This window comes from Mycolicibacterium llatzerense (assembly GCF_000878195.1).
Lineage (GTDB): Bacteria > Actinomycetota > Actinomycetes > Mycobacteriales > Mycobacteriaceae > Mycobacterium > Mycobacterium llatzerense.
Map to the genome: position 1 here is coordinate 89,661 of NZ_JXST01000014.1, position 26,032 is coordinate 115,692.

The following is a 26,032-nucleotide window of genomic DNA, read 5'->3' on the forward strand; positions in this document are numbered from 1 at the left end:
GGATTCCGTTAATCCGCTGGTCGTACTGCTTTAACCCGACTTACCTGCGCCTTGGCGGCCGCTCCGGTCGCCTCGGCCCTACCCTGCCGCTCCAGCTCGCGGTACTGCGCGGCAATCGCCAGAATCCACTCCCGATCCGAATACGTCGCGGGCTGCCTCAGCCAGCTCGGCCCAGGGAACTTCGTCCGCGACCCTCCCTTCGGCCGGTCGCTACGACCGTCGTAGATCCAGCTGGCCACCCGACGTGCCTGAACATCGGGCGCGACCTCGACGCGTTGACTGCCGCCGGCTCCGCCACCGTCCAGCACATCAGTGGCCTCCAGGTACAGCGCGTCCGAGATCAGCGACATCTGCTCGGCAACCCGGAACAACAGTGGCCCGCGCGGGCGCACGCCGATCCCGATGTTCGGGTGACGGCGGCTCAGCTCGGCGAGCAGCGGAGCGATGGTCCGCAGTTCCCGCCGGGCCCCGAACCAGTCCTCGACGCTGGGCAACAGCGAGCCACTGGCCACCACCAGCATGGCGCAGCCGAGAATCGTCGCTGCCGCGCCGACTCCGACCAGCTGGGTGCTGCCAACGGCGCGCAGCAGAATGAAAGCACTGGCCAGCACGATCAGCACGATGCCGATGCTGAAGACGAACAAGGCCCGGCCCCGCCGGGTCCGGTTGGAGTTACGCACCCCGGCCCAGGCGACCAGCGTCAGCGCCAACAGCACGTACAGCAACGGCAGCAGCCACGACAGCGAGTTGCCGCCCGAACCGAGATTCCGGCGCAGGTACTCCTCCGGCGCCATCTCGGGCTGCCGCGGGGTCAGGAAGAACAGCACCAGCGTGAGCACCGCGATGGCTGCGGCGACGCTGTACTGGGCGATGGCGATGCGCCGGATCGCCAGCGGTTTACGGCTCGAGGATGCCGAGGTGATCATGACGCAGCTGCCGGCGGCACAGGCGATCAGCGCCACCTGGCTGAGCATGCTGGACACGTTCGGCCAGTGCAGGATGGTGTCGAGCAGCAGTGTGAGCGGCTCCCAGTTCAGCGCCGCGACCAAGCCCAGGCTGCCGAGCGCGACGATCATCGCTGCGCTGACGAGCGACTGTTTGTTGACCAGTGCCCAACCGATACGAAGGCCGGTCGCCAGGCCGAGCAGGCCGGCGATTACCCAGATGATCAACCAAACGCCTCGCCGAGACGGATCTGGACGATCGAGGACCGGTCAGAGGGCAGCCGACCCAGCCGGTGGATCAGCAGCGCGGCGAAGTCCTCGGCTTCCTGTTCGGCCTCCTCGCCGGCCGGCCCCATGCAACCGGTCCGCTGATTCAGCATGTAACCGATGAGATCGGAACTCGCCAGCTCCATGGAGTCCCGGGCAGCCTCGACAACGGAGACGCCGTCGTGACCGAGGACGAGGTGGCCGAGTTCGTGGGCGAGGGTCCGGTCACCGGCCGGGAGTCCCTTCTGCAAGAGGAACACATCGCGGTCGTTGTACTGGCGCCACTGTCCGCAGACTCCGGCGGGCAGGTCGGCCATGGTCACCTCGATCGGGCGGCCACGGTCCTCACTGACCGCGTCGACGAGACGGGCGAGTGAGACCTCACCACGTCGCGGGGCAAGATCCAGCACCGAATTGACTGCGCGTGTGACACGGCGGCTCGCGGGCATGCCGAACCCCCTTTCACTGCGATTGGCACGGTTGCCATCAATTGTGCCGCAGACCCGTTCTGTCAGGTCATAAATCGCGCAGTGCCGCTGCGGCGGACCACGTGACCAGCGCGCGCTTGCCGGTACCCGACCAGCCCACCGGCGCCCGTCAGGATGAGGATGCCGGTGAAGCCGGGGACGGCCACCGCCGCCACCTCACTGAGACCGGCTGCGCGCAGGTAGTCAGGATATCCGGCGCGGAATGCGGGTTCGGCGACGATCTCGTTCTTCGTGCCGAACGTGGTCGGTTGCGGTGACCGCACCGCCGGGACTTCGGCCGGTGCGCTGACGACGACCGGGCTGTCCAGTTTCAGCGCGGGAAATGCCGGCGTATCCACTACGGGCGCCACCGGCAGGCTCCCCGTCGGCACGGGCATGCGGTTCGGGCGCCCGAGATTCATGCCTGGCACGACTTGCTCGCTCAGCATCGAAATCGACGTCTGCATGAACGGCAGCGACGTCGCGGCGTCGAGCGTCGCGTTGGTGAGCCCTGCGACGAAGTCATAGACCGGCTCGATGTGGGCGAGGACGAAAACCGGAATCGCGGCGAGCTGCGCCAGCACCGGGATGTTCGACATGTCGGGCAGCTGCGGGAGCTGATCCCACCGCGGCAACCGCGGTATCAGTGCCGCCAGCGGGATTTTCGTCAGGTCCACGCCCTGCACGGCGCCGGTCGGCGACGTGTGGACCGCCGCGGACGGCAGGGAGAACGTCAAACCCCCCAGGTTGATGGTGGTCGTCGCCGCGGCCGGCTTCGGTTTGGCGGGGGTCTTGGTGGGCGACGTCGGTGACGCGGGACTTGCCGAACCGCTGCCTGGGCTGACGCCGCCCGGAGCGGGCAGACCGGGCAGGTGTGGAAGGGCCGGTAGGCCAGGAAGTCCGGGCAGGCTCGGCAGGCTGGGGAGCTTGATACCGGGGAGGCTGATGCCGGGGAGGTGGATGGCGGTGGCAGGCGCCGGGCCCGACGTGGCAGCCGGTTCCGGTTGGCTTGTCCCACCCGTTGTGGCGGGCGCGGTGGTGCCGGTGGTCGTTCCGGTTTCCGCCTGCTGCGTCGACGAGCCGGCCGACGGCTGATGTTCGCCAGCGGCCGGGTTTGATGTTCCAGATTCCTCGGATCGACCCGGCGAAGTGGCATTATTTTGTTTGCTGGAAGGATTGCTTTCGGACGTATTCTTGCCCGATTCACCGGTATTGCCGGGGCCGTGAGCACCGGCTTCGGAACCGCCCTTGGCAACGCCGCCCGATGCGCCGCGCTTATCTGTTTTCGCGCCCGAACCGGTACTACCGGTCGACGGCGTCTGCGACTGGCCGTCCGTCGGCTTGGTCGGCCGCCCAGGGGCCTTGTGCCCGCCACCAGCGGTTGAGCTGCCGCTGGGCTTGTCGGCGTGGTGCGTAGCTCCGCCACTGTGGTCACTCGTGCCACTACCGGAAGCTGCAGAGTCAGCGAATGCGTTTGCACCGCCCATGCCAGCGATCAACAGCCCAGATGCCGTCAGGGCGGCAGCTGTAGCTATTCGTTGGCGTGGCGCCATCGTCCCCTCCGCTTTCATCGCATCGAAAACCCGCTCTGCTGAATTCTGAATAATTGTCGCACAACTGCCCGACTTTGTTTGCTGGATAAAGTAGTCGGAAATGTGGGAAATTCCACCTTGGAATTGCGGCGCAATTCGACCTGCGACCCGGTGCCCGATTCCAGCCCACGGACGATAAGGTGGCGTCACCATCGCAGCAAGATCGTGCACACGTGTCGAGACGACCGGGAGGTCAGCCGGAATGGGCCTGTTCAAGCGACGCAAGAGCCGGGCAACCCGCCGCGCCGAGGCAAAGGCGATCAAGGCGAAGGCAAAACTCGAAGCGCGGCTGTCTGCCAAGAACGAGGCCCGGCGCATCAAGGCGGACGGCCGCCGGCAAACCAAGCGGGACCGGGCCGGCGTCAAGGCCCAGCGCGACAGCGACAAAGTGGCACTCAAAGTTGCTGAAACCCGGCTGCAAGCAGTCCGCGAAGGCAAGCTGCTGTCGCCGACCAAGATTCGCCGGCTGTTGATGGTGTCGCGAATCCTCGCGCCTGTCGTCGTGCCGGTGGCCTACCGGGCGGCGATCTCCGCGCGCGGAGTCATCGACCAACGCCGTGCGGACCAGCTGGGCGTTCCGCTGAGCCAGATCGGACAGTTCTCCGGCACCGGCGGCGCGCTGTCCGCACGGATCGCCGGCGCAGAGCGATCGCTGCGCCAGGTGGCCGAGAACAAGCCCAAGGACGCCGAGACCAAGCAGTTCGTGACGACGCTGACGGGCAAGCTGGCCGACCTCTCTGCCGCGGTGACGGCAGCGGAGAACATGCCGGCCCCGCAGCGACGGACCGCGCACGCCGCCATCGACAACCAGCTCAACGGCATCGACGCAGACGTCCTGGCCCGCCTCGGGGTGTCCTGACCGCTCGGAGGAGCACCCGCATGGCAGACGAGCAGAGTTCCCCCGACGAGGCGCAGCCCAGCGTTCCGGCGAATCAGACGCCGGCCAACAAGACTCCCGCCAAGAAAGCGCCGGCGAAGAAGGCCGCTGCCAAGAAGGTGCCCGCCAAAAAGGTGCCGGCGAAGAAGACACCCGCCAAGAAGGCCGCGACCACCGCCCCGGCCAAGAAGGCCCCCGCGAAGAAGGCTCCGCCGAAGGTCGCGCCACCGGCACCGCCGGCCCCCGAACCCGCAGCTCCCCAACTCCCGGTCCCCGAACCGCCGGCGCCCGTCGAAGCGGAACCCGAATCTCCCCCGCCCGTCGAAGCGGAACCCGCACCACTGCCCGTCCTCACGCTGGCTCCGCCCGTTCCCCAGCGTTCCGGGGTGCCGGCGGCCGCGGTGATCGCCGCGGCCGTGCTGGCCCTGCTCCTCGTGCTGCTGGTCCGACGCCGCGCCGCCGACTGACAGCGCCCCTGAGATAATCGGCGGGTGACCATCGAACCCCGCGCCACCGCTGACCTCGTCGACGAGATCTACCCCGATGTCCGCAGCTGCGATCTGCAGTTGCAGAACTACGGCGGTCGGACCATGTTCGCCGGCCGGATCACCACGGTGAAGTGCTTCCAGGACAACGCCCTGCTCAAGTCGATCCTGTCGACGCCGGGCGACGGCGGCGTCCTGGTGGTCGACGGCGACGGATCACTGCACACCGCCCTCGTCGGCGACATCATCGCCGGCCTCGCCCACGACAACGGTTGGTCGGGCGTCATCGTCAACGGACCGGTGCGCGACGCGTCGACGCTGCGCACCATCGACGTCGGCATCAAGGCGCTGGGCACCAACCCCCGCAAGGGCACCAAGACCGGAGCGGGCGACCGCGATGTCGAGGTCACCTTCGGCGGCGTCACCTTCGTCCCCGGCGACATCGCTTACTGCGACGAGGACGGCATCGTCGTCGTTACCCCGTAATCACGAACAATCACAAACTGCCCCTTCTCGTTCGAGAAGGGGCAGTTTGCGTCTGCTGGGCAGCGAACTAAACGTTCACGGCCACACGGTGTTTGGTGAACTGCAGGGACTGCTCGTCGACCTTGCCGTACCGGATGGTCCGCATGTCGAAGAAGTAGTTCTGCTTCAGCTTCCAGGGCGCTTCCGAGCCTGACTTGGGCAGGCTGTCCATGGCGCGCTTGAAGTAGCCGGGGGTGAAGTCCATGAACGGCAGTTCGTCGACGCTGCCACCGGGGTGCTGCGGCTCGACGCGGTCAAAACCGTTGGCGTCCATGTAGTTCAGTACGCGGCAGATGAACTCGGACACCAGGTCGGCCTTGAGCGTCCAGGACGCGTTGGTGTACCCGAAGGTGATCGCCATGTTCGGCACGCCCGAGAGCATGAGGCCCTTGTAGGTCATGCAGCCGGGCAGGTCGATCAGCTCACCGTTGCGGTGCGCGGTCGCGCCACCGAACAGCTGCATGTTCAAACCCGTTGCGGTGACGATGATGTCGGCCTGCAGCTCCTCGCCGGAGGCAAGCTTGATGCCGTTCTCGGTGAAGGTCTCGATGGTGTCGGTGACGACGCCGGCCTTGCCCGAGCGGATGGCCTTGAACAGATCGCCGTTGGGCGCCAAGCAGACTCGCTCGTCCCACGGGTTGTAGCGCGGGCTGAAGTGCTTGTCGTAGTCGAAGCCTTCGGGCAGCCGGCGCTCAGCCATCTGGCGCAGCGCCTTCTTGAAGACGGCGGGGAACTTGCGGGCGAGCTGGTACTGCCCGGTGCTGTAGCCGATCTGCTTCCAGCGGTTCACGAAGTGCGCCAGGTGCTTCGGCAGGAACTTGTTGGTCTGCTTGGCCACCGGGTCCTCCAGCGGCAGCGCGCCGATGTAGGTGGGTGAGCGCTGCAGCATGGTCACGTGGCCCACGCCGCCGTTCACCAGCGACGGGATCAGCGTCACGGCCGTGGCGCCGGATCCGATGACGACGACGTTCTTGCCGGTGTAGTCCAGATCCTCGGGCCAGTGCTGCGGGTGGACGATCTGTCCCTTGAAGTCGGCGGCGCCGGGGAACTCGGGCGAGTAGCCCTGGTCGTAGTTGTAGTAGCCGCTGCACACCGACAGGAACGACGCGGTGATCTGCTTGGCTTCACCGCCGACCTCGATGTCGATGGTCCAGCGGTTGTCGGCGTCCGACCAGTCCACCGAGGTCACACGCTGGCCGGTGCGGATGTGCTGCCGGATGCCGTTCTCGTCGGCCGCCTCGTTGATGTAGTCCCAGATCGACTGCCCGTCTGCGATCGACTTGGCCGACTCCCACGGCTTGAACCGGAAGCCGAGGGTGAACATGTCGGAGTCCGAGCGGATGCCGGGGTACTTGAACAGGTCCCAGGTGCCACCGATGTTCTCCCGACGTTCCAGGATCACGTAGCTCTTGGTGGGGCAGCGGTCCTGGAGGTGCCAGGCGGTGCTGATGCCGGAGATGCCGGCGCCGACGATGACAACATCGAAGTGTTCGATCATGGTACCGACGGTATCAACACCGTGTTGAGTCGGTCAACAGTGTGTTGAGAAGTTCGACAAACTGTTAGGCTCAGCTGCATGAGTACCGCCGCACAGACCCGGACGCCCCGGGGCAGACGCGCGGCTCGACCCTCGGGCGACGACCGCGAAGCGGCCATTCTGGCCACCGCGACCACCCTGCTGCAGCAGCGCTCCTTCGCCGAGATTTCCGTCGACGACCTGGCCAAAGGCGCCGGCATCTCGCGGCCGACGTTCTACTTCTACTTCTCGTCCAAGGAAGCGGTGCTGCTGTCTCTGCTCGATCCGCTGATCAAGCGGGCCGACACCGGCTTCGACGGCGCGCTCGAAGACATGCCGGCCGACCCCAGGGAAGCCATCCGGCACGGCATCGAGATCTTTTTCAGCTCGTTCGGCTCCCACCCGGCCACCGCCCGGGCCGGCGTCGAAGCCGTCAGAACGGTTCCAGAATTCCGCGAGGTCTGGGCCGGCCTCATGCAGAAGTGGATCAACTTGACCGCCGCCCTGATCACCGCGGAGCGCACGCGCGGCGCCGCGCCAGAGACCCTGCCCGCCCGGGACCTGGCCACCTCGCTGAATCTGATGAACGAGCGCATGATCATGGCCACCCTGGCCGGCGAGCCCGGGGCCGTCGCTCACGACGACGTCGTGAACACCCTCACCCACATCTGGCTGAACAGCATCTACAGCAGCTGACCTACCGCATATCGAACGTCTGTGCGAATATATGTTCGTGTCGGACGCCGAAGCAGCTGCGATCCTGCATGCCGACCTCGACTCGTTCTACGCCTCGGTCGAGCAGCGGGATGATCCCGTGCTGCGTGGCCGACCGGTGATCGTCGGCGCCGGCGTGGTGCTCGCCGCCAGCTATGAGGCCAAGGCGTTCGGCGTCCGCACCGCGATGGGCGGACATCAGGCCCGCAGCCTGTGCCCGCAGGCCATCGTCGTGCCGCCCCGGATGTCGGCCTACTCGGCAGCCAGCAAGGCGGTGTTCGAGGTCTTTCACGACACCACCCCGCTGGTCGAGCCGCTGTCGGTCGACGAGGCCTTCCTCGACGTCGGCGGCCTCGGCCGGGTGTCGGGCACCCCGGTCCAGATCGGGGCGGCGCTGCGTGACGCGGTCCGCGAGCGCGTCGGGCTGCCGATCACCGTCGGCATCGCGCGCACCAAATTCCTGGCCAAGGTCGCGAGCCGGGAAGCCAAGCCCGACGGACTGCTGCTGGTGCCGCCGGATCGTGAACTCGCGTTTCTGCATCCGCTGCCGGTGCAGCACCTGTGGGGCGTCGGGGCGAAGACGGCGGAGAAACTCCGGGAACACGGCGTCGAAACCGTCGCCGACGTCGCGGCCCTGACCGAGTCGGCGCTGGGCGCCATGGTCGGCGCGGCCATGGGACGCCAGCTGTTCGCGCTGTCGCACAACATCGACCGCAGGCGGGTGACGACGGGCGTCCGCCGCCGTTCCGTCGGCGCCCAGCGGGCGGTGGGACGGCGCGGAAACACGATGTCCGACAACGAGATCGATGCCATGGTGATCAACCTGATCGACCGCATCACCCGCCGCATGCGCGGCAGCGGTCGGACCGGACGCACGGTGGTCCTGCGCCTGCGGTTCGACGACTACAGTCGCGCCACGCGCTCGCACACCATGCGTCGCGCAACGGCGTCGACCGAGGAAATCCTCACGGCCGCACGTGGATTGGTGGCCGCCGCCGGGCCGCTGCTCACCGAGCGCGGGCTGACCCTGCTGGGATTCTCGGTGTCGAACGTCGATACCGGCGGCACCGAACAGCTCGAGCTGCCGTTCGACGGTGAGCCCGACACCGCCGCGGTGGACTGCGCCGTCGATCTGGTGCGTCAGAAGTTCGGCAGTGCGTGCCTGACCCGCGGTGTGCTGGTCGGCGCAGACCCGGGCTGGGAGATGCCGATGCTGCCGGAATAGCGTGGGGCGACGCAGTGTTGCCGGGGTCATGCCGAGAAACCTGACCAAAGCAGAACGCGAACAGTTCCTCGCCGACAAGCACGTAGCGGTGCTGTCCGTGGCCGCCGAAGACGGCCGGCCGCCGTCAAGTGTCCCCATTTGGTACGACTACACCCCTGACGGGTTGATCCGGATCAACACTGGGGCCGGCAGTCGCAAGGCGAAGCTGATCGAGCAGGCGGGCGTGGTCTCCCTCGTGGTCCAGCGGGAAGAGCCGCCCTACCAGTACGTGATCGTCGAGGGTTCGGTCATCGAGACCGCCACCCCCGCACCGGAGGACGCGCGTGAAGAAATCGCGGTCCGTTATCTGGGTGAAGACGCCGGGCGCGAGTTCGTCCGCTCGATGGCAGGCGTTGCCACTGTCCTGTTCACCGTCCGTCCCGACCGGTGGCTCACCGCCGACTTCTCTGACGAGGTCTGACCGGCTCACGCCGACGGGCCGCTAACCCACGCGGTACGCCCACCCGGCTTCGGCGACGCACTGCTGGATCGGGATCTTGATGTCGTCGGTGGTGATCAAGTGGTGCATACAGTTCGAGTTGCCTGACCAGAACAGCTGCAGGTCGCCGGTGTCGTGGCACTCGATCCACTGACCCTCGGCGTCTTGTCGCCATTCGACCAGGTGATCCACCGCGTGCAGGAGTCGGCCCTCGACGTCCAGCCGTAGGTGAATCTGGAAGGTCAGCGCCACCGCGAGATCCTCGAGCACCTGTCGCCAGTCCGGGTCGTCGGACTTCCATTCGGCCACCAGGTCGACGCCCTCCGGTGCGCCGTCACGGATCAACCATGGGCGCGCCGGGCTGTTCAGCTGCAGCAGGCAGTCCTGGAGTGTCACTTGCCCGGGATGAGTTCGATGCTGAGGCCGATGTCGGACCCTCGGATGTCGGCGACCCTCACCGTTGCCCGCCGACTCGTCACGCCGGTGACGACGGTGCAGGCCTGAGCCGCACCTACCGTGGCCTCGAGACCGCCATCGCAGACCACGGAGTCGATGTTCGATGTGGTTTTGAGGCTGAGTTTGGCTTTGACCGCAACCTCCAGCTTCTCTTTCGGCATGGTGGTCGCCTGATTGCCGACGTGGACGGAGCACGAAGCCAGGATGCCCGCCGCCGCCGCGAGTGCCGCGGCCCACCGCGTCTTCGATCGACCGATCATGTCGAGCTCCCTCGGCTCAGAGTTGTGCAACCACGAAACCCGATAGCAGCACCAGAAACCCGCCGACCTCACCGAGGATCAGCGCCACCATGCCCGCGTGCAGACCGCCGCTCGGGTGCTCGAACTGGTTGGTGGTGTCCTGCCGAAATCCGTGCTGGATGTACGCGGCGATCGCGACCACGAAGAAGAACACCAAAACCATTGCGGCCGTGAGGTTCACCCACATCGGCCAGGCACTGAGCTGCACGAACACCGCCACCAGCAACGTGGAGAACGAATACAGCAGCGCCGCCCGGTGCGCGATGTCGACGTAGGGGTGCGCCAGATGATCCGGGTTGACGGCCATCTGCCGGTACTTCCAGATGCCGAGGATCAGGGCCAGCAGGAAGATCAGGCCGGCCGCGAAGATCGTGATGACGGTGGCGGTACCGAGAACCATAGGTCCGACGCTACGCGGTCCACGCGAGCAGGCGCTCGACCGGCCAGGTGTTGACGATCCGCTCCTGTGGCACACCGGCATCCAGGGCGCGCTGCGCTCCGTAGCCGAGGAAGTCCAGCTGGCCGGGCGCATGGGCATCGGTGTCGATCGAGAACAGACACCCGGTGTCCAATGCCAGGTTCAGCAGCCGGGTGGGCGGATCACGCCGTTCGGGACGCGAATTGATCTCCACCGCAACATCATTGGCGGCACATGCCGCGAACACCGCTACCGCGTCGAACTTTGATTCGGGCCGGGTGCCGCGCGATCCTTCGACCAGACGGCCGGTGCAGTGGCCCAGCACGTTCGCCCGGCCACCGGACACCGCGCGGACCATGCGTCGGGTCATCGCGGCGGCGTCCATGGACAGCTTCGAGTGCACGCTGGCCACCACCACATCGAGCCGCTCCAACAGCTCAGGTTCCTGGTCCAGCGAACCGTCGTCGAGGATGTCGACCTCGATGCCGGTGAGGATCCGCATCGGTGCGAATCGGTCACGGATTTCGTCGATGACGTCCAGCTGCTGACGGAGCCGGTCCGCGCTCAGGCCGTTGGCGACGGTCAGCCGCGGCGAGTGGTCGGTGAGTGCGCAGTATTCGTGGCCCAAACGTTTTGCGGTAGCCATCATTTCGCTGATCGGCGCAGATCCGTCGGACCATTTGGAGTGCAGGTGCAGGTCCCCCTTCAGTGCCGTACGCAGCACTCCCCCACCCAAATCGGCTGCCGCAGTGCGAAGTTGGAGGAGTGCGTCTGGCTCACGGCCCGCCCACGCCTGAGCGAGCACCGCGGCGGTCTTGGGTCCGACGCCCGCGAGCGTCTGCCAGCCGTTGGTACGGCCCAGCTTTTCGCGCTGCTCGGGAGTCAGCGCCTCCACCACGTCCGCGGCTTTGCGATATGCCATGACGCGGCGGGATTCCTCACGCGCACGATCCTTGTAGAAGGCGATCTCTCGCAGCGCGGCCACCGGGTCCATGGGTCCAGTCTGCCAACGCGTCGAGGAAACTCACAGGAATTAGTCGACGGTCCTGACTAGTTTCAGTAAGCGTGCGATTCGCCTTCAAAACCTCACCGCAAGACACCACCTGGTCGGACATGCTCGCCGTTTGGCAGGCCGCCGACGACATCGACGTATTCGAGTCCGGCTGGACCTTCGACCACTTCTATCCGATCTTCTCCGACTCCACCGGCCCCTGCCTGGAGGGCTGGGTCACGCTGACCGCGCTGGCGCAGGCCACCAAACGGCTGCGGGTCGGTGTCCTCGTCACCGGCATCCACTATCGACACCCGGCAGTGCTGGCCAACATGGCGTCCGCGCTGGACATCGTCTCGAACGGCCGGCTGGAGCTGGGCATCGGCGCCGGCTGGAACGAGGAGGAGTCCGGCGCCTACGGCATCGAGTTGGGCTCCATCAAAGAGCGGTTCGACCGCTTCGAAGAGGCCTGCGAAGTACTCAAAGGCCTGCTCAGCCAGGACACCACGACCTTCGACGGGAAGTTCTACCAACTGAAGGACGCCCGCAACGAGCCGAAGGGGCCACAGCAGCCGCATCCGCCGTTCTGCATCGGCGGTAGCGGCGAGAAGCGCACCCTGAAGATCACCGCCAAGTACGCCGACCACTGGAACTTCGTCGGCGGGACGCCGGAGGAGTTTGCCCGCAAGCGCGATGTGCTGGCGGCGCATTGTGCCGACATCGGTCGCGATCCCAAGGAGATCACCCTGTCGGCGCACGTGCGGCTCGGCCAGGACCGCGACTACCGCAAGGCGGTCGACGAGGCTGCCGGGCTGGCCGCCGAGGGCCTGGATCTGGCGATCATCTACATCCCACAACCGCACGACCCGGCCGTGCTGGAACCGTTGGCCGAAACCATCCGGGACTCAGGGCTACTGACCGCCTGAGATACGGCAACCGCCCGGAGCCGAGAGATCGGTTCCGGGCGGGCTGGGTTCTTAATTATCGCGGAGGTCACAAATTGATAACGGTCAGCAAAGCAGCTGACGTTACCGCCGATTACGGTCGGCCGCTCCGGTCGATCTGGCGCTAGACGCCGAAGCGGACCATGTCCGCTGCGGTGGCCAGACGCTCGTTCTTGGCCGGAAACTCGCGGCTCTTGACTGGATGGCGGAACAGGGACCAGGCAATACGTCCCATACGCGTGCGCGCTAGCGGGTTGTTGTACACGGTGATCACTCCTGCGGTCGGCGTTTGGTTGCACCGTGGGGCCAGACTATCGCAAGGCCCTCGCGATTTCATTACAACGCCGGTCACCGGCAAACCTCCGGAGGCGCGCCGAAAGTAACATTCGCGTTTCTGGTGTGGCTGATGTGATTCATGTTGCGCGAGATGCCCTTAATGCCCTCTTAATTTAAGAGTGGCACGTCGACCAAAGTGACCTACCAGACAATATGAGCTACGTCACCATGCGGATCAGACAGGCAGTTCGCGCGGCTTCCGGAACACGTCGTCGAGCGTGACCGTCCGCAGGTTGCGTTCCTTCAACAGGTCGACCAGTTGGCCGTACACGTGCGTCACCGGCAGATGGTTCAGGTGACCGATGATCACGGTCTGCTCCGTGAAGTACTTGCCCGCCATCTTGAGGATGTAGTCCTCGGTGACGATGTTCTCGTCACCCAGCGATCCCGTCCACATGGTCGGCGTCGAGTAGCCGAGCTCCGCGGCGATCTTGTCGACGATCGCGTTGTGACTGCCGTAAGGCGGCCGGAAGTACGGCCGGGAGTCGACCCCGAAGGTCGACTGCAGGAACTTGTGGTTGCGCTCCAGCTGATCGACGATCTCGTCCTTGGAGAGTTTCGCCAGGTCCGGATGCGACCAGGTGTGGTTACCCAGCTGAATCTGCCCCGACTCCACCAACGGCAGCATCAGGTCCCGATTCTCGGTCCACGACTGGTACCTGCCGTTGACGAAATAGGTGAGCCGCATCCCGGTGTCTCGCGCGAGCTTGGTGTACGCGCGCACCACCTCGGAACTCACGCCGTCGTCGAGCGTGATCGCCACCCGGTTACCGGCCACGTCCGGCAGGCTGCTGAGCTCGCCGCCACCGGGCAACGCCAATCCCATGCCGTGTCGCACCGGCTCCGACGGCGACGGCGGCGGTGCCGCGGCCACAGCAGCTGTCGGCCCGTCGAAGGCGCACCGCGCCAGGCCCACTCCGGCCACCACCGAGGCGGACAAGCCGACCAGAAAGCGTCGCCGGCTCAGCTCGGAGCCGGCGAACTGGGGTCCGGGGATAGTGGAGTAGTTCGCCATAAGTATTCAGTTCTGGTCGATCGGGACCCGAACCGATTCATTGTGCAACTTCAGTCACACCAGCCTCATGCGACACACCCGGCGGTATCGAGCTGTTACCAACGGCATCACTAGGTGCCGAGGCGCGCCCCGACCGCGCTAGACGCGAGCAGCCACCTCGTCGTCAAGGAATTCCGGCGGGTAGTCCCCGAGATCGTCGGCACTCATGGCCGTCGCGCCCACCACACGCGGCTCCGACGTACTCAACCGCAACCAACCGACCGCACCGATCAGGAAGCACAGGTACACCAGCGGATACCACCCGCTCATCAATTGGCCGATCCAGAACGGCCGCAGGTCGAGGAAATTCCAGTACACACCGCTGAAGTACATCGTGGTGTGGTTCCTGCCGGGTTTGTGCAGCGTCCACATGAACACCACCGCGAACAAGCCGGCAGCACGGTACGCCCAGCCCCGAGCCCAACCGCCCGGCGTCGTACAGGCTTTCCCGACGAGCCAGAAGATCGCCGCCACGAACCAGACCCAGTGCGCCGCCCAGCTGAACGGCGAGACGGCACAACCGGTCAGGCCCACCACCCCGAGAGCCAGGGCCTGCTCGCCGCGGCGGTGGGCCCAGCACGCCACCGCCAGTCCGACAGCAAGGACCAAGAGGCTCAAGAGGATCCACAACCACTCAGGCCGTGGAAGAGGTGCGAAGAAGCGGGCGAGGAAGCCATTGATCGACTGGTTCGCCAGGTGATCGATATGAGCGATGTGCGTGGTATCTCCGAGGTGACTCCAGAACCAACCGCTGTCCGTCGGGAGGAACGGCCAGGTACCCACCACCGTTGCCACGAAAGTCCCTGTGGCAATGGCAAAAGTACGCCATTGTCGAGTCAGCAGCAGGTACGGCAGGAACACCAGCGGCGTCAGCTTGATACCAGCCGCCAGACCCAACCCGACACCTCGAGAACGGGAAGCTTTGGGCCGCAATAGATCCAGCAGCACCATCGCCATGAGCACCACGTTGACCTGTCCCCACCAGAGCGTGGCCTGCACCGGCTCGACATCCATGACCGTCACGCCGAGTGCAGCGCTGACCACCGCCAGTCTCCAGCCAGAACGAACGCCGGCCAATCGCATGATGCGCCAAGCCAACAGCGCCAAAAGCCCTACCGACAGGACCAACAGCGACCACTTCGCGGCTTCGAAACTGGCCAACGCGAAAGGAGCAAGCAGCACTGTCGCGAACGGCGGGTAGACGAACCACGCCTCTTTCAACGCCGGCGTCTCGTACAACGGCTTGCCGTTCCAAAGCCCATCGACCGCAGCGCGATACGTCGACAGGTCGAAGTCGTTCTCCATCAATCCGAAGAACTTCACATCGAACGGCACAAGCTGGTTGTGCGCCACCAACGCCAGTATCGCGACAGCGACCGAACCCAGCACCACTAGACGCGGCAGCCGCGTTTGCCCTCCCCCGCTGTTCACCGGCCGATTTTACCGAGCAATGCATGCGGCGCCCGTCACCAATCTGCACCACCAACGCAGCGTCAAGATCACCGGTTCTGCGATCGACATGCATGTCCGTGACTCAGAAACTCGTTCGTGACGCAAAAAAACCGTGGCCCGGCGGTGCATCGCACCACCGGGCCCGGTCGATTGTCAGATCAGCGCTGCGGAGCAGCCGTCGGCTTGATCGGCTTCGGCAGCGCCGACTCGCCCATCAGGTAGCGGTCCACGCCGGCGGCCGCGGCGCGACCCTCGGCGATGGCCCACACGATCAGCGACTGGCCGCGGCCCATGTCACCGGCGACGAAGACGCCGGGCACGGTGGTCTGGAAGTCGTTGTCCCGGGCCACGTTTCCGCGGTCGGTCAGCTCGACGCCCAGCTCGTTCAGCAGGCCTTCACGCTCCGGGCCGACGAAGCCCATGGCCAGGAAGACGATGTCCGCCGCGAGTTCGAAGTCCGAACCCTCGACCTTCTCGAACTTGCCGGCCTTCATGACGACCTCGTGCACCTTGAGTGCGGTGACCTTGCCGTCGGCGCCGATGAACTCCTCGGTGTTGACCGAGAAGACGCGCTCGCCGCCCTCTTCGTGTGCCGAGGACACCCGGAACATGAGCGGGTAGGTCGGCCACGGGGTCGACTCGGCGCGCTCCTCCGGCGGACGCGGCATGATCTCGAACTGGTGGATGCTCTCGGCACCCTGCCGGTGGGCGGTGCCCAGGCAGTCGGCGCCGGTGTCGCCACCACCGATGATGACGACCTTCTTGCCCTTGGCCGTGATCGGCGGCTGGCCGTCGGCGTCGACGACGTCGTCGCCGAGTTGCACCCGGTTACCCCAGGGCAAGTACTCCATGGCCTGGTAGATGCCCTCGAGCTCGCGGCCCGGGATCGGCAGGTCACGCCATGCGGTCGCGCCGCCGGCCAGCACCACCGCGTCGAAGTCTTCCTGCAGCTGCTCGACGGTGATGTCCACACCGACGTTCACGCTGGCGCGGAACTTCGTGCCCTCGGCCTCCATCTGCTCCAGACGGCGGTCGATGTGCCGCTTCTCCATCTTGAATTCCGGGATGCCGTAACGCAGCAGACCACCGATGCGGTCGGCCCGCTCGAAGACGGTCACGTCGTGGCCGGCGCGGGTCAGCTGCTGGGCAGCGGCCAAGCCGGCCGGTCCGGAACCGATGACGGCGACCGTCTTGCCGGTCTTCACGTCCGGAACCATCGGCTTGACCCAGCCTTCGTTCCAGGCGTTGTCGATCAGTTCGACCTCGACCTGCTTGATGGTCACCGGGTCCTGGTTGATGCCGAGAACGCACGACGCCTCACACGGCGCCGGGCACAGCCGCCCGGTGAACTCCGGGAAGTTGTTGGTGGCGTGCAGGCGCTCGATGCCGTCACGCCAGCGGTCCCGGTACACCAGGTCGTTCCACTCGGGGATCAAGTTCCCCAGCGGACAACCGTTGTGGCAGAACGGGATACCGCAGTCCATGCAGCGCGAGGCCTGGACCTGCAGGGTCTCCTTCGAGAACTCCTCGTAGACCTCTTTCCAGTCCTTGAGGCGCAGGTCGACCGGCCGGCGAACCGGGGTCTGGCGGTGGGTGTGCTTGAGGAAGCCGTTCGGATCAGCCACGAGCGGCCGCCATGATCGCGTGCTCGACGTTCTCGCCGGCGGCCTCGGCCCCGGCGATCGCCTCCAGTACCCGCTTGTAGTCGCGAGGCATCACCTTGATGAACTGCTCCTTCTGATTCTGCCAGTCGGCCAGAATCCGCTGTCCCACAGCTGATTCGGTCCCGTCGACATGGGCCGTGATCATCTCGTGCAGCCACAGTTCGTCAGTGGCGTCGAGCGCATCGAGATCGACCATCTCGCCGTTGATGTTGCCCGGCAGCGCACCCTGCGGGTCGTAGACGTAGGCCATACCGCCCGACATACCCGCGGCGAAGTTACGGCCGGTTGCACCGAGGATGACCACCTTGCCGCCGGTCATGTACTCGCAGCCGTGATCGCCAACGCCCTCGACGACCGCCTGCGCACCCGAGTTACGCACCGCGAACCGCTCGCCCACCACACCGCGCAGGAACGCCTGGCCGCTGGTGGCACCGAACAGGATCACGTTGCCGCCGATGATGTTCTCCTCGGCCACGTAACCGGCCGGCGCGTCCTTCGACGGGCGGACCACGATGCGTCCACCCGAAAGGCCCTTGCCGACATAGTCGTTGGCGTCGCCGTTCACCCGGAGCGTGATGCCCTTCGGCAGGAAGGCGCCGAAGCTGTTACCCGCCGAACCGTCGAACGTGATGTCGATGGTGCCGTCTGGAAGCCCTTGGCCGCCATGGACCTTGGTGACCTCGTGGCCCAGCATCGTGCCGACGGTGCGGTTCACGTTGGTGATCTTCATGGCGAGGCTCACCGGAACCTTGGACTCGATGGCGTCCCGGCACTCGGCGATCAGCTGCTGGTCGAGCGCCTTGTCCAGACCGTGGTCCTGGCCCGACGTGCAGTACAGATCCTGCTTCATGAAGGCCGACTCCGGTTCGTACAGCACCGGGGTCAGGTCCAGCTTCTGCGCCCGCCAGTGTGCAACGGCCTTGCTGGTGTCCAGCGCGCCGACCTGGCCGACCATCTCGTTGATGGTGCGGAAGCCCAACTGCGCCATGAGTTCGCGGACCTCTTCGGCGATGAACAGGAAGAAGTTCTCGACGAATTCCGGCTTGCCGGTGAACCGCTCACGCAGCACCGGGTTCTGGGTGGCCACACCCACCGGGCAGGTGTCGAGGTGGCAGACGCGCATCATGATGCAGCCCGAGACCACCAGCGGTGCGGTGGCGAAGCCGTACTCCTCGGCGCCGAGCAGCGCGGCGATGACCACGTCGCGGCCCGTCTTGAGCTGGCCGTCCACCTGCACGACGATCCGGTCGCGCAGACCGTTGAGCAGCAGGGTCTGCTGCGTCTCGGCCAGGCCCAGCTCCCACGGGGCACCCGCGTGCTTCTGCGAGGTCAGCGGGGTGGCACCGGTGCCACCGTCGTGCCCGGAGATGAGCACCACGTCGGCGTGCGCCTTCGAGACGCCGGCCGCGACCGTACCGACACCGTTCTCCGACACCAGCTTCACGTGGATGCGGGCCTCGGGGTTGGCGTTCTTCAGGTCGTGGATCAGCTGCGCCAGATCCTCGATCGAGTAGATGTCGTGGTGCGGCGGCGGCGAGATCAGGCCGACACCCGGGGTCGAGTGCCGGACCTCGGCCACCCACGGGTACACCTTGTGTCCCGGAAGCTGACCGCCCTCACCGGGCTTGGCGCCCTGGGCCATCTTGATCTGGATGTCGGTGCAGTTCGTCAGGTAGTGCGACGTGACACCGAACCGGCCCGACGCCACCTGCTTGATGGCACTGCGTCGCCAGTCGCCGTTGGCGTCCCGGTCGAACCGCTCGACGTTCTCGCCGCCCTCGCCCGAGTTCGACCGTCCGCCAAGGCGGTTCATCGCGATCGCGAGGGTCTCGTGCACCTCGGCCGAGATCGAGCCATAGCTCATCGCACCCGTGGAGAAGCGCTTGACGATCTCGCTGGCGGGCTCCACCTCGTCGATCGAGATGGGCTCGCGCACACCGTCTTTGAACGTGAACAGGCCACGCAGCGAGGCCATGCGCTCGCTCTGGTCGTCGACCAGCTTGGTGTACTCCTTGAACACCGAGTACTGCCCGGTGCGGGTGGAGTGCTGGAGCTTGAACACCGTGTCCGGGTTGAACAGGTGGTACTCGCCCTCACGACGCCACTGGTATTCGCCGCCGACCTCGAGCTCGCGGTGAGCCCACTCGTCGGGCCGGTCCAGGTAGGCCAGGCTGTGCCGCGACGCGACGTCGGCCGCGATGTCGTCGAGGTCGATACCGCCGGTCGGACAGGAGATGCCGGTGAAGTACTCGTCGAGCACGCGCTGGCTGATACCGACGGCCTGGAAGAGCTGGGCGCCGGTGTAGGACGCCAGCGTCGAGATGCCCATCTTGGACATCACCTTCAGCACACCCTTGCCGGCGGCCTTGACGTAGTTGGCCTTGGCCTTGTCACTGGTCAGTCCGGAGATGACGCCGCGGTCGACCATGTCGTCGATGGTCTCGAAGGCCATGTACGGGTTGATGGCGGCAGCGCCGACACCCACCAGCATGGCCATGTGATGAACCTCACGGGCGTCACCGGACTCGACCACCAGACCGACCTGGGTGCGGGTGCGTTCCCGGACCAGGTGGTGGTGGACGGCCGCCGTCGACAGCAGCGACGGGATCGGTGCGAGCCATTCGTTCGACTCACGGTCCGACAGCACGATGATGCGGGCGCCATTGCGGATGGCCTGCGACACCTTGGTGCGCACGTCCTCCAGGGCCCGGCGCAGGCCGTCACCGCCGTCGGCGACGGGGTACAGGCAGCTGACGACCGCGGCGCGCATGCCGTGCTTGCGGCCCCGGATCTCGTGGTCGGGGTCGACGCAGATCAGCTTGGACAGGTCACCGTTGCGCAGGATCGGCTGCGGTACGACGATCTGCCGGCACGAGTTCTCGTCCGGGTTCAGCAGGTCGCCCTCGGGGCCGATGACACCCGAGAGGCTGGTCACGACCTCTTCCCGGATGGCATCCAGCGGCGGGTTGGTCACCTGCGCGAACAGCTGCTGGAAGTAGTCGTAGAGCATCCGCGGCCGCTGCGACAGCACAGCGATCGGGGTGTCGGTGCCCATGGAGCCCAGCGCCTCGGCGCCGGTGCGTGCCATCGGCACGATCAGCTGGGTGACCTCTTCGTTCGTGTAACCGAACGCCTGCTGCCGCAGCACCACGCGGTGGTGCGGCATCTTGACGTAGTCGCCCGGAGGCAGGTCGTCGATGTGAAACAGGCCGTTGTCGAGCCACTCCTGGTAGGGGTGCTCGGCCGCCAGCTTGTCCTTGATCTCCTCGTCGTCGACGATCCGGCCCTCGGCCATGTCCACGAGGAACATGCGGCCGGGCTGCAGGCGCAACTTCTTGACGACGGTCGACGGGTCCAGGTCCAGGACGCCGGCCTCGGAGGCCATGACGACCAGGCCGTCATCGGTGACCCAGATCCGCGACGGACGCAGGCCGTTGCGGTCCAGGACGGCGCCGACGATGGTGCCGTCGGTGAAGCACACCGACGCCGGGCCGTCCCACGGCTCCATGAGCGACGAGTGGTACTGGTAGAACGCCCGCCGCGCGGGGTCCATGGTCTCGCTGCGTTCCCACGCCTCGGGGATCATCATCAGCACCGCGTGGTGCAGCGGACGACCACCCAGGTGCAGCAGCTCGAGCGCCTCGTCGAACCGTGCGGTGTCCGAGGCGCCCGGCGTACAGACCGGGAAAATCTTGTTCAGGTCGTTGTGGAACCCGAACACGTCGGTGTGGATGAGCGCCTCACGGGCCCGCATCCAGTTCTCGTTGCCGTTGACGGTGTTGATCTCACCGTTGTGGGCGACCCGCCGGAACGGGTGCGCCAGCGGCCACGACGGGAACGTGTTGGTCGAGAAGCGCGAGTGCACGATGCCCAGCGCACTCTTCATCCGCTCGTCCTGCAGGTCCAGGTAGAACGCCTTGAGCTGCGGGGTGGTGAGCATGCCCTTGTAGACGATGGTCTTGCCGGACAGGCTGGGGAAGTACACCGTCTCGCGGCCGGGGCCGTCCTGGCCCGGGCCCTTGGTGCCCAGCTCGTGTTCGGCCCGCTTGCGGATGACGTAGGCGCGGCGCTCGAGCTGCATGCCGTCAGCGCCGGCGATGAAGATCTGACGCAGGGTCGGCATGGCGTCACGCGCCAGCGCACCCAGCGACGACTCGTCGAACGGGACGTCGCGCCAGCCCAGGACCTGCAGGCCCTCGGCTTCGACGATCTTCTCGACGGCTTCGCACGCCAGCTTGGCGTCGCGGGCCGACTGCGGCAGGAACGCGATGCCGGTGGCGTAGCTGCCCTCGGCGGGCAGCTCGATGCCTTCCTCCGCGCAGACGGCGCGGAGGAACTCGTCCGGAACCTGCAGCAGGATGCCTGCGCCGTCGCCGGTGTTCGGCTCGGCACCTGCAGCACCGCGGTGCTCCAGGTTCAGCAGTGCCGTGATCGCCTTGTCGACGATGTCGCGGCTCCGACGTCCGTGAATGTCCGCGACCATGGCGACGCCACAGGCGTCGTGCTCATGCGCGGGGTTGTACAGCCCGACCTTGCTGGGTCCGCCGTGCTGCGGCGTCATTCCCACCTAACCCTTCACCATCTTCATTACGAAGCATCGCTTGACCGCCGCTTATGGCGGCGCCAGCGGACTGAGCGACGGTATGCCAGCGTGCAGCACTGAACGACGGGCCGTCCCGCTCGCCTCGATTGAGACAAAACGATATGACAAACCCGGCCTGACATGCCAACTTAGGTAGGCCTAATGAGGTTGCTGCGAACGTGGTTCACAACACTCGAAAGCTACCCGTCGGTAGGGCCAATTTTATTGGAGCACTTGCATTTTCGCTAATCGATTCCCGTCACACCCGGGCGACGCCCACCCGCACCACTGGTCACTACGCCTCATCCAAGTTTGCTATAAATCACATTTCCGCTGGCTGTTATCAAATGGTTATTTGCTGCAAAGATTGCTCAGATTCTTAGATTCGCGGGCTCCCGCGGAGCAACCTCCGGTCACCTTTGAGCCGCTGTTCAGCAACGACGGCGGGCTGCGCGGTCAATGGGTGGGACGCTCGAATGGCGGTTTGCTGACCCGGCTTTTCGACTCGAACTGGAGGGTTTCACCAAATGAGTGCTCCCACGATGACACACAAATTGGCGGCGGAGGCCGTCGGCACGTTCTGGCTCGTCCTCGGCGGCTGCGGCGCAGCGGTCTTTGCCGCCAACCCCAGCGAGCACACCTCTGTCGGCATCGGATTCCTCGGTGTCGCAATCGCTTTCGGCCTCACGGTACTGACGGGCGTGTACGCGTTCGGCAGCATCTCGGGCGGTCATTTCAATCCGGCAGTCACGCTCGGTGCGGCGCTGGCCCGCCGGATCGAGTGGAAGGCGCTGCCCGCCTACTGGATCGCTCAGGTCGTCGGCGGACTGATCGCAGGCGGGGTGATCTACTGGATCGGCAGCGGGCAGCAGGGCTGGTCGGCAACGGGGAACATGGCGGCGAACGGGTTCGGTGACCACTCACCGGAACATTTCGGCCTGGTGTCGGTGCTCATCACCGAAATCGTCCTGACCGCGATGTTCCTGTTCGTGATCCTGGGCTCCACGGACGCCCGGGCGCCCAAGGGGTTCGCCGGCCTGTCCATCGGCCTGTCCCTGACCCTGATCCACCTGATCTCGATTCCGATCTCCAACACCTCGGTCAACCCCGCCCGTTCCACCGCTGTGGCGTTCTTCAACGGCAACGGGGCGCCGACGCAGCTGTGGGCGTTCTGGCTGGCACCGCTGGTCGGAGCCGCGGTCGCCGGTGTCGCCTACCCGCTGCTGTTCGGCAAGGCCGACGACTAGATCGGGACTAAAGTTCCTTCAGGTTTGGAATCGCCTGGCGCGCACCGAATCTCGGGTTGCGCGCCAGGCCACTGACCTCCAGCAGCCGTACCGCCCGATGCCGGTGCGGCCGCAGGGGTGCCAGCAGTTCGACCATCTCGGCGTCGTCGATCGGACGCCCCAAGAGGGTCCAGCCGACCATCTTGGCCAGGTGGTAATCGCCGACCGAGAGGGCGTCGGCGTCGCCGAAAGCCCGTTGCACGGTCTCGGCCGCCGTCCAGACCCCGACGCCCGGCAGCGACATCAGTGCCGCCGTGGCCGTATCCGGCGTCAGCCGCTCCAGCGCATCGGCGCGCTGCGCGCAGCCGACCAGGGTCCGGGCCCGGCCAGGATCGACATTGGCCCGGTGAAACTCCCAGGACGGGACACGCCGCCAGGCGTCGGCGGTCGGAGGCAGCCGCATCCCGGTCGGCGCCGGGCCGGGCGGCGGGGCGCCGTACTTGGTGGTCAGCTTGCGGAACGCGCTCCACGCATCGATGCCGTGCACCCGCTGTTCGAGGATCGCGGGCACCAGCGCCTCCAGCACCCGGCCGGTCCGGCCCAACCTCAGGTGCGGAGCCCGGCGCCAGGCTTCGGCGATGGTCGGTTCGGTCGGCGCGAATCCCGTCGGGTCGTCGTCGGCGCCGACCAGCCCCGGCAACCGGTCGAGGAACTCGGCGGCGCCGTCGCCCCAGACTTCGCAGTCGACGGTATCGAGCCCCGATGAGCTGAGCCGCGCCGTCACCCCGCCGGTGCGCATCAGGCTGGTGCGCCAGACGACGCCGTCGACGGTCCGGAAGGTCGGGTCGGACCCGCCGCGGCGCAGTGGCGACAACGTCAGACCCAGGCCGGCCGGGCCGTCCAGGACCAAGCTGGCGGTGGGCACGGATTCAGGTTAGGCGGGGCGCACCACGATGTCGGCCTTCTGCGGATAGAACGCCACCCGACCGGCGATCTCGGCCACCGCCGGGTACGGCTGTTCGTAGGTCCAGATGACGTCCTCGACGTCGCCGACGTGGTAGTAGCCGGCGTCACCCTTGTACGGACAGTAGCTGGTGGTGGTGCTCCGGGTGAGCACCGATTGGTCGACATCCGCAAACGGAAGATATTGCACCGCTGGATAATTCGACTCTTGCAACGTGATCGCGTCAGTCGTGTCGGCAACCACACGTCCGTCGATCGTGACGGTGACGCGCCCGCCGGTCGGCGTGATCGTGATGGGGTGAGCCGCACTGGACTGCAGCACGGGGCGCTCGGTCATGCTCATTGCAACACCTTTCTCGGCAGCTCCGATTCCCGACATGACGCTGGGCCTGTCACCAGTGACAGGCCCAGTCATCAGACGGCAACTACTGACGGATTACAACGCAATCCAGATGCCGAAGAACCAGAAACCCCATGCCAGGAATCCTGGGTCCCACACCGGGTACACGGTGTAGCCCCAATAATCGAACGGCGGAGGCGGCGGCGCCCACGGCGGCGGCGCCACCCAGATGATCTGCGGTCTCGGCGGCGGTCCCCAGCCCCAGGGCCCCGGGCCATGGCCCCACGGTGGCGGGCCATGGCGCCAGTGCCAGTCGTCAGGACCCGGATCGCCGGGTCTGGGATGCCAGTTGCCCTGGTCCCCCGGGTGCCAATTCCCCTGGTCTCCGGGATGCCAGTTCCCCTGGTCCCCCGGGTGCCAATTCCCTTGATCACCGGGGTGCCAGTCATCGTGATTGCCCGGGTCACCGGGCGGCGGCCCACCGGGGCCGCCCGGGTTTCCAGGCGGGCCGCCGGGGTTCCCAGGTGGGCCGCCGGGGTTCCCAGGCGGACCGCCGCTACCTGGCCCATGCCCATTGCCAGGACCGTTGCACACCTGCATCGGCGGGCAAGGCGGTCCAGGCTTCGCCTGCGCGACATTGACTCCTAATCCCACAATCGCCGCGCTCACCCCACTGGTGAGCGCAGTCGCTACCACGAATGTTTTTTTGCTCATATCAACCCAACTCCTTCGTTGGAAGGTGCCGTCAAGCGGTATATCGCCGGGATACCCCCAATCGGTTACCGGCAGAATCGCGCATTCTTGTTGCGCCGCCGACAATTACCGCTTGCCAGAACCCTTGACGGTCTGTCTACGATCCCCCCATGACCGCACAGGGCCCTGCCACCGTCACCGCTGCCATCGAGATCGCCGCCAGCCCGTCAGCTGTGTACGCGTTGCTCACCGATTTGCCTACGCTGGCATCGCTGGCCGAGGAAGCGCACACCATGGAGTGGCAGAAGGGATCGTCGGCTGCCCCCGGATCGGTGTTCAAGGGGCACAACCGCAACGGTTCGAAGACGTGGACCACCAGCTGCATCGTCACCGAAGCCGAGCCAGGCAAAACGTTCGGCTTCGCCGTGAAGTCCTCGATCGTGCCCATCGCGCACTGGCGCTACGACATCGCCGAGACGGCGAGCGGCTGCCGCGTCGTCGAATCCACCTGGGACAACCGGCCCGGTCTGCTGAAGATGTTCGCCAGCACGCTCACCGGCGTACAGGACCGCGACGCGGCGAATGCGGAGAACATCCGGTTGACGCTCGAGCGCCTGAAGGCCCGCGCCGAAGCCGCCTAGCCGTCAGGCTCAGCGGTCAGCGGTCAGCGGTCAGCCCCACGAATACCGGTGGTACTGCGACATATAACGCATGCCCGGCACGGCGCGCATGACCGCAGCCATCACGCGCAGCCCCGTCGGCAGCAGGTCGTAGCCGTCGGCGTCGAAGGCCGACACCCACGACAGCAACCGCAGCCCCGGCACCACTGACAGCACGTCGTCTGGGCCGTCCATGGCCCATTTCAACGTGGAACCCGAACGGCGGACGACCCCGTTGGTCCACTGCAACTTGACGCCCAGCCGGCTGAAAGCGTCGAATTGCAGTTCCCCGCTTGGGAAATGCGTCACGATGCGGCGCAGCAGCGCCTGGCCGTCAGCCTCACTCAAGTACATCGTGAGCCCCTCGGCGAGCATCAGCACCGGGCGATCTGTGGGGATATCGGCCAGCCACGCCGGGTCCGTCACCGACGCGGACACGATGTGGCAGTGCTCGCGGGCCGGATACAGCTTGCGGCGCAGGTCCGCGACCTCCGGGTAGTCGATGTCGTACCAGTCGACGCCAGGCCCCGGGTCCAACCGGTAGTACCTGCTGTCCAGCCCGCAACCCAGGTGCAGCACAACAGCTTCCGGATGCACGGCGAGGAACTGCCGGGCCGTCTTGTCGAAATAGGCGGACCGCAGGGTGACCCCCGGCGAGTTGGCCGCCGTGATCGTGGTCTGCGACCAGTCGTAGTCGATGCGGGCAACCACATCCCTGGCGTAGGTGTCGTGCAGCACCGAGTTCGGCAGGTCGGCGTCGAGCGCCTTGCCGTACAGCGTGGCCAGCATGGTCTGCGGCGCACCGGTCAGGTCCACCTGCAATCTGTCCGTCATGGCTTCGACGCTAACCGTGACCCACACCGTT

At 66.3% G+C, this 26,032-nt stretch carries 25 protein-coding genes; 9 read left to right on the forward strand and 16 right to left on the reverse strand.

Going from position 1 to position 26,032, the window contains the following annotated elements; translation table 11 throughout:
* Positions 1-8 precede the first annotated feature (8 nt).
* The 3 genes from TL10_RS11890 to TL10_RS30940 all read right to left on the reverse strand — a co-directional run bounded on the left by TL10_RS11890 (position 9) and on the right by TL10_RS30940 (position 3,165).
* A complete protein-coding gene (locus TL10_RS11890) occupies positions 9-1,172 on the reverse strand; it encodes a hypothetical protein (protein WP_043402466.1) in 1,164 nt (387 codons plus the stop codon).
* The gene (locus TL10_RS11895; RefSeq protein ID WP_043402463.1) at positions 1,169-1,660 is read right to left on the reverse strand and encodes an ImmA/IrrE family metallo-endopeptidase; all 492 of its coding nucleotides are present in this window, start codon (positions 1,658-1,660) and stop codon (positions 1,169-1,171) included. The genes TL10_RS11890 and TL10_RS11895 overlap by 4 nt, the downstream gene beginning before the upstream one ends.
* Positions 1,661-1,722: 62 nt before the next feature.
* Positions 1,723-3,165, reverse strand: coding sequence for a hypothetical protein (locus TL10_RS30940; protein ID WP_071286358.1), 1,443 nt, complete (start codon positions 3,163-3,165; stop codon positions 1,723-1,725).
* Between the two features lie 307 nt (positions 3,166-3,472).
* On the opposite strand from TL10_RS30940, the gene TL10_RS11910 reads away from it, so the two are divergent.
* Genes TL10_RS11910 through rraA form a run of 3 tightly spaced genes read left to right on the forward strand, consistent with a single transcriptional unit; the run spans position 3,473 to position 5,118 of the window.
* A complete protein-coding gene (locus tag TL10_RS11910; protein WP_043402454.1) occupies positions 3,473-4,129 on the forward strand; it encodes a DUF6474 family protein in 657 nt (218 codons plus the stop codon).
* Between the two features lie 20 nt (positions 4,130-4,149).
* Positions 4,150-4,614 (forward strand): hypothetical protein, encoded by a 465-nt coding sequence (locus tag TL10_RS11915; RefSeq protein WP_043985814.1) that lies wholly within the window; start codon positions 4,150-4,152, stop codon positions 4,612-4,614.
* Positions 4,615-4,638: 24 nt separating this feature from the next.
* Positions 4,639-5,118 carry a ribonuclease E activity regulator RraA gene (gene rraA, locus TL10_RS11920; RefSeq protein ID WP_043402448.1) on the forward strand — a complete coding sequence of 160 codons (480 nt, stop codon included), beginning with the start codon at positions 4,639-4,641 and terminating at the stop codon, positions 5,116-5,118.
* Positions 5,119-5,185: 67 nt separating this feature from the next.
* On the opposite strand, the gene TL10_RS11925 is transcribed toward rraA, so the two are convergent.
* Entirely contained in the window at positions 5,186-6,655 is a 1,470-nt protein-coding gene (locus tag TL10_RS11925) for a flavin-containing monooxygenase (protein WP_043985815.1), read from the reverse strand.
* 78 nt (positions 6,656-6,733) lie between these two features.
* On the opposite strand from TL10_RS11925, the gene TL10_RS11930 reads away from it, so the two are divergent.
* Genes TL10_RS11930 through TL10_RS11940 form a run of 3 tightly spaced genes read left to right on the forward strand, consistent with a single transcriptional unit; the run spans position 6,734 to position 9,072 of the window.
* Positions 6,734-7,369, forward strand: coding sequence for a TetR/AcrR family transcriptional regulator (locus TL10_RS11930; protein ID WP_043402443.1), 636 nt, complete (start codon positions 6,734-6,736; stop codon positions 7,367-7,369).
* Between the two features lie 31 nt (positions 7,370-7,400).
* On the forward strand, positions 7,401-8,612 hold the full coding sequence (gene dinB, locus TL10_RS11935; RefSeq protein ID WP_043985816.1) for a DNA polymerase IV: 1,212 nt from the start codon (positions 7,401-7,403) through the stop codon (positions 8,610-8,612).
* A gap of 28 nt (positions 8,613-8,640) precedes the next feature.
* Complete coding sequence (locus TL10_RS11940) at positions 8,641-9,072, forward strand: pyridoxamine 5'-phosphate oxidase family protein (RefSeq protein WP_043985817.1); 432 nt, start codon at positions 8,641-8,643, stop codon at positions 9,070-9,072.
* A 21-nt stretch (positions 9,073-9,093) separates the two neighbouring features.
* Here the strand turns inward: TL10_RS11940 and TL10_RS11945 are convergent, their stop codons facing one another.
* The 4 genes from TL10_RS11945 to TL10_RS11960 are packed head-to-tail and all read right to left on the reverse strand — an operon-like array spanning position 9,094 to position 11,257.
* Complete coding sequence (locus tag TL10_RS11945) at positions 9,094-9,486, reverse strand: hypothetical protein (protein WP_043985818.1); 393 nt, start codon at positions 9,484-9,486, stop codon at positions 9,094-9,096.
* Positions 9,483-9,806 (reverse strand): DUF4333 domain-containing protein, encoded by a 324-nt coding sequence (locus TL10_RS29580; protein ID WP_052506395.1) that lies wholly within the window; start codon positions 9,804-9,806, stop codon positions 9,483-9,485. Before TL10_RS29580 ends, TL10_RS11945 begins: the two co-directional genes overlap by 4 nt.
* A gap of 16 nt (positions 9,807-9,822) precedes the next feature.
* Positions 9,823-10,245 carry a hypothetical protein gene (locus tag TL10_RS11955; RefSeq protein ID WP_043985819.1) on the reverse strand — a complete coding sequence of 141 codons (423 nt, stop codon included), beginning with the start codon at positions 10,243-10,245 and terminating at the stop codon, positions 9,823-9,825.
* Between the two features lie 10 nt (positions 10,246-10,255).
* On the reverse strand, positions 10,256-11,257 hold the full coding sequence (locus TL10_RS11960; RefSeq protein ID WP_043985820.1) for a PHP domain-containing protein: 1,002 nt from the start codon (positions 11,255-11,257) through the stop codon (positions 10,256-10,258).
* Between the two features lie 71 nt (positions 11,258-11,328).
* On the opposite strand from TL10_RS11960, the gene TL10_RS11965 reads away from it, so the two are divergent.
* Positions 11,329-12,180, forward strand: a complete 852-nt coding sequence (locus TL10_RS11965; RefSeq protein WP_043402425.1) for an LLM class F420-dependent oxidoreductase — start codon at positions 11,329-11,331, stop codon at positions 12,178-12,180.
* Between the two features lie 529 nt (positions 12,181-12,709).
* On the opposite strand, the gene TL10_RS11970 is transcribed toward TL10_RS11965, so the two are convergent.
* From TL10_RS11970 to gltB, 4 genes are all read right to left on the reverse strand, one after another.
* Positions 12,710-13,501, reverse strand: a complete 792-nt coding sequence (locus tag TL10_RS11970) for a polysaccharide deacetylase family protein (protein ID WP_043985849.1) — start codon at positions 13,499-13,501, stop codon at positions 12,710-12,712.
* A 186-nt stretch (positions 13,502-13,687) separates the two neighbouring features.
* Positions 13,688-15,019 (reverse strand): glycosyltransferase 87 family protein, encoded by a 1,332-nt coding sequence (locus tag TL10_RS11975; RefSeq protein ID WP_043402423.1) that lies wholly within the window; start codon positions 15,017-15,019, stop codon positions 13,688-13,690.
* Between the two features lie 179 nt (positions 15,020-15,198).
* Entirely contained in the window at positions 15,199-16,665 is a 1,467-nt protein-coding gene (locus tag TL10_RS11980; RefSeq protein ID WP_043402420.1) for a glutamate synthase subunit beta, read from the reverse strand.
* A complete protein-coding gene (gltB, locus tag TL10_RS11985; RefSeq protein WP_043985821.1) occupies positions 16,658-21,265 on the reverse strand; it encodes a glutamate synthase large subunit in 4,608 nt (1,535 codons plus the stop codon). The genes TL10_RS11980 and gltB overlap by 8 nt, the downstream gene beginning before the upstream one ends.
* Positions 21,266-21,828: 563 nt before the next feature.
* Here gltB and aqpZ point away from each other — a divergent pair.
* Positions 21,829-22,533, forward strand: coding sequence for an aquaporin Z (gene aqpZ, locus TL10_RS11990; protein WP_234711437.1), 705 nt, complete (start codon positions 21,829-21,831; stop codon positions 22,531-22,533).
* Positions 22,534-22,540: 7 nt separating this feature from the next.
* Here the strand turns inward: aqpZ and TL10_RS11995 are convergent, their stop codons facing one another.
* The 3 genes from TL10_RS11995 to TL10_RS31970 form a co-directional block, all read right to left on the reverse strand.
* The gene (locus tag TL10_RS11995; protein WP_043985823.1) at positions 22,541-23,437 is read right to left on the reverse strand and encodes a DNA-3-methyladenine glycosylase family protein; all 897 of its coding nucleotides are present in this window, start codon (positions 23,435-23,437) and stop codon (positions 22,541-22,543) included.
* A gap of 9 nt (positions 23,438-23,446) precedes the next feature.
* On the reverse strand, positions 23,447-23,812 hold the full coding sequence (locus TL10_RS12000; protein ID WP_043985850.1) for a DUF427 domain-containing protein: 366 nt from the start codon (positions 23,810-23,812) through the stop codon (positions 23,447-23,449).
* Between the two features lie 99 nt (positions 23,813-23,911).
* The gene (locus tag TL10_RS31970; protein ID WP_267884340.1) at positions 23,912-24,040 is read right to left on the reverse strand and encodes a hypothetical protein; all 129 of its coding nucleotides are present in this window, start codon (positions 24,038-24,040) and stop codon (positions 23,912-23,914) included.
* Between the two features lie 638 nt (positions 24,041-24,678).
* On the opposite strand from TL10_RS31970, the gene TL10_RS12010 reads away from it, so the two are divergent.
* A complete protein-coding gene (locus tag TL10_RS12010; protein ID WP_043402412.1) occupies positions 24,679-25,149 on the forward strand; it encodes an SRPBCC family protein in 471 nt (156 codons plus the stop codon).
* A gap of 30 nt (positions 25,150-25,179) precedes the next feature.
* On the opposite strand, the gene TL10_RS12015 is transcribed toward TL10_RS12010, so the two are convergent.
* Positions 25,180-26,001, reverse strand: a complete 822-nt coding sequence (locus TL10_RS12015) for a class I SAM-dependent methyltransferase (RefSeq protein ID WP_043985824.1) — start codon at positions 25,999-26,001, stop codon at positions 25,180-25,182.
* Between the last annotated feature and the right edge of the window lie 31 nt (positions 26,002-26,032).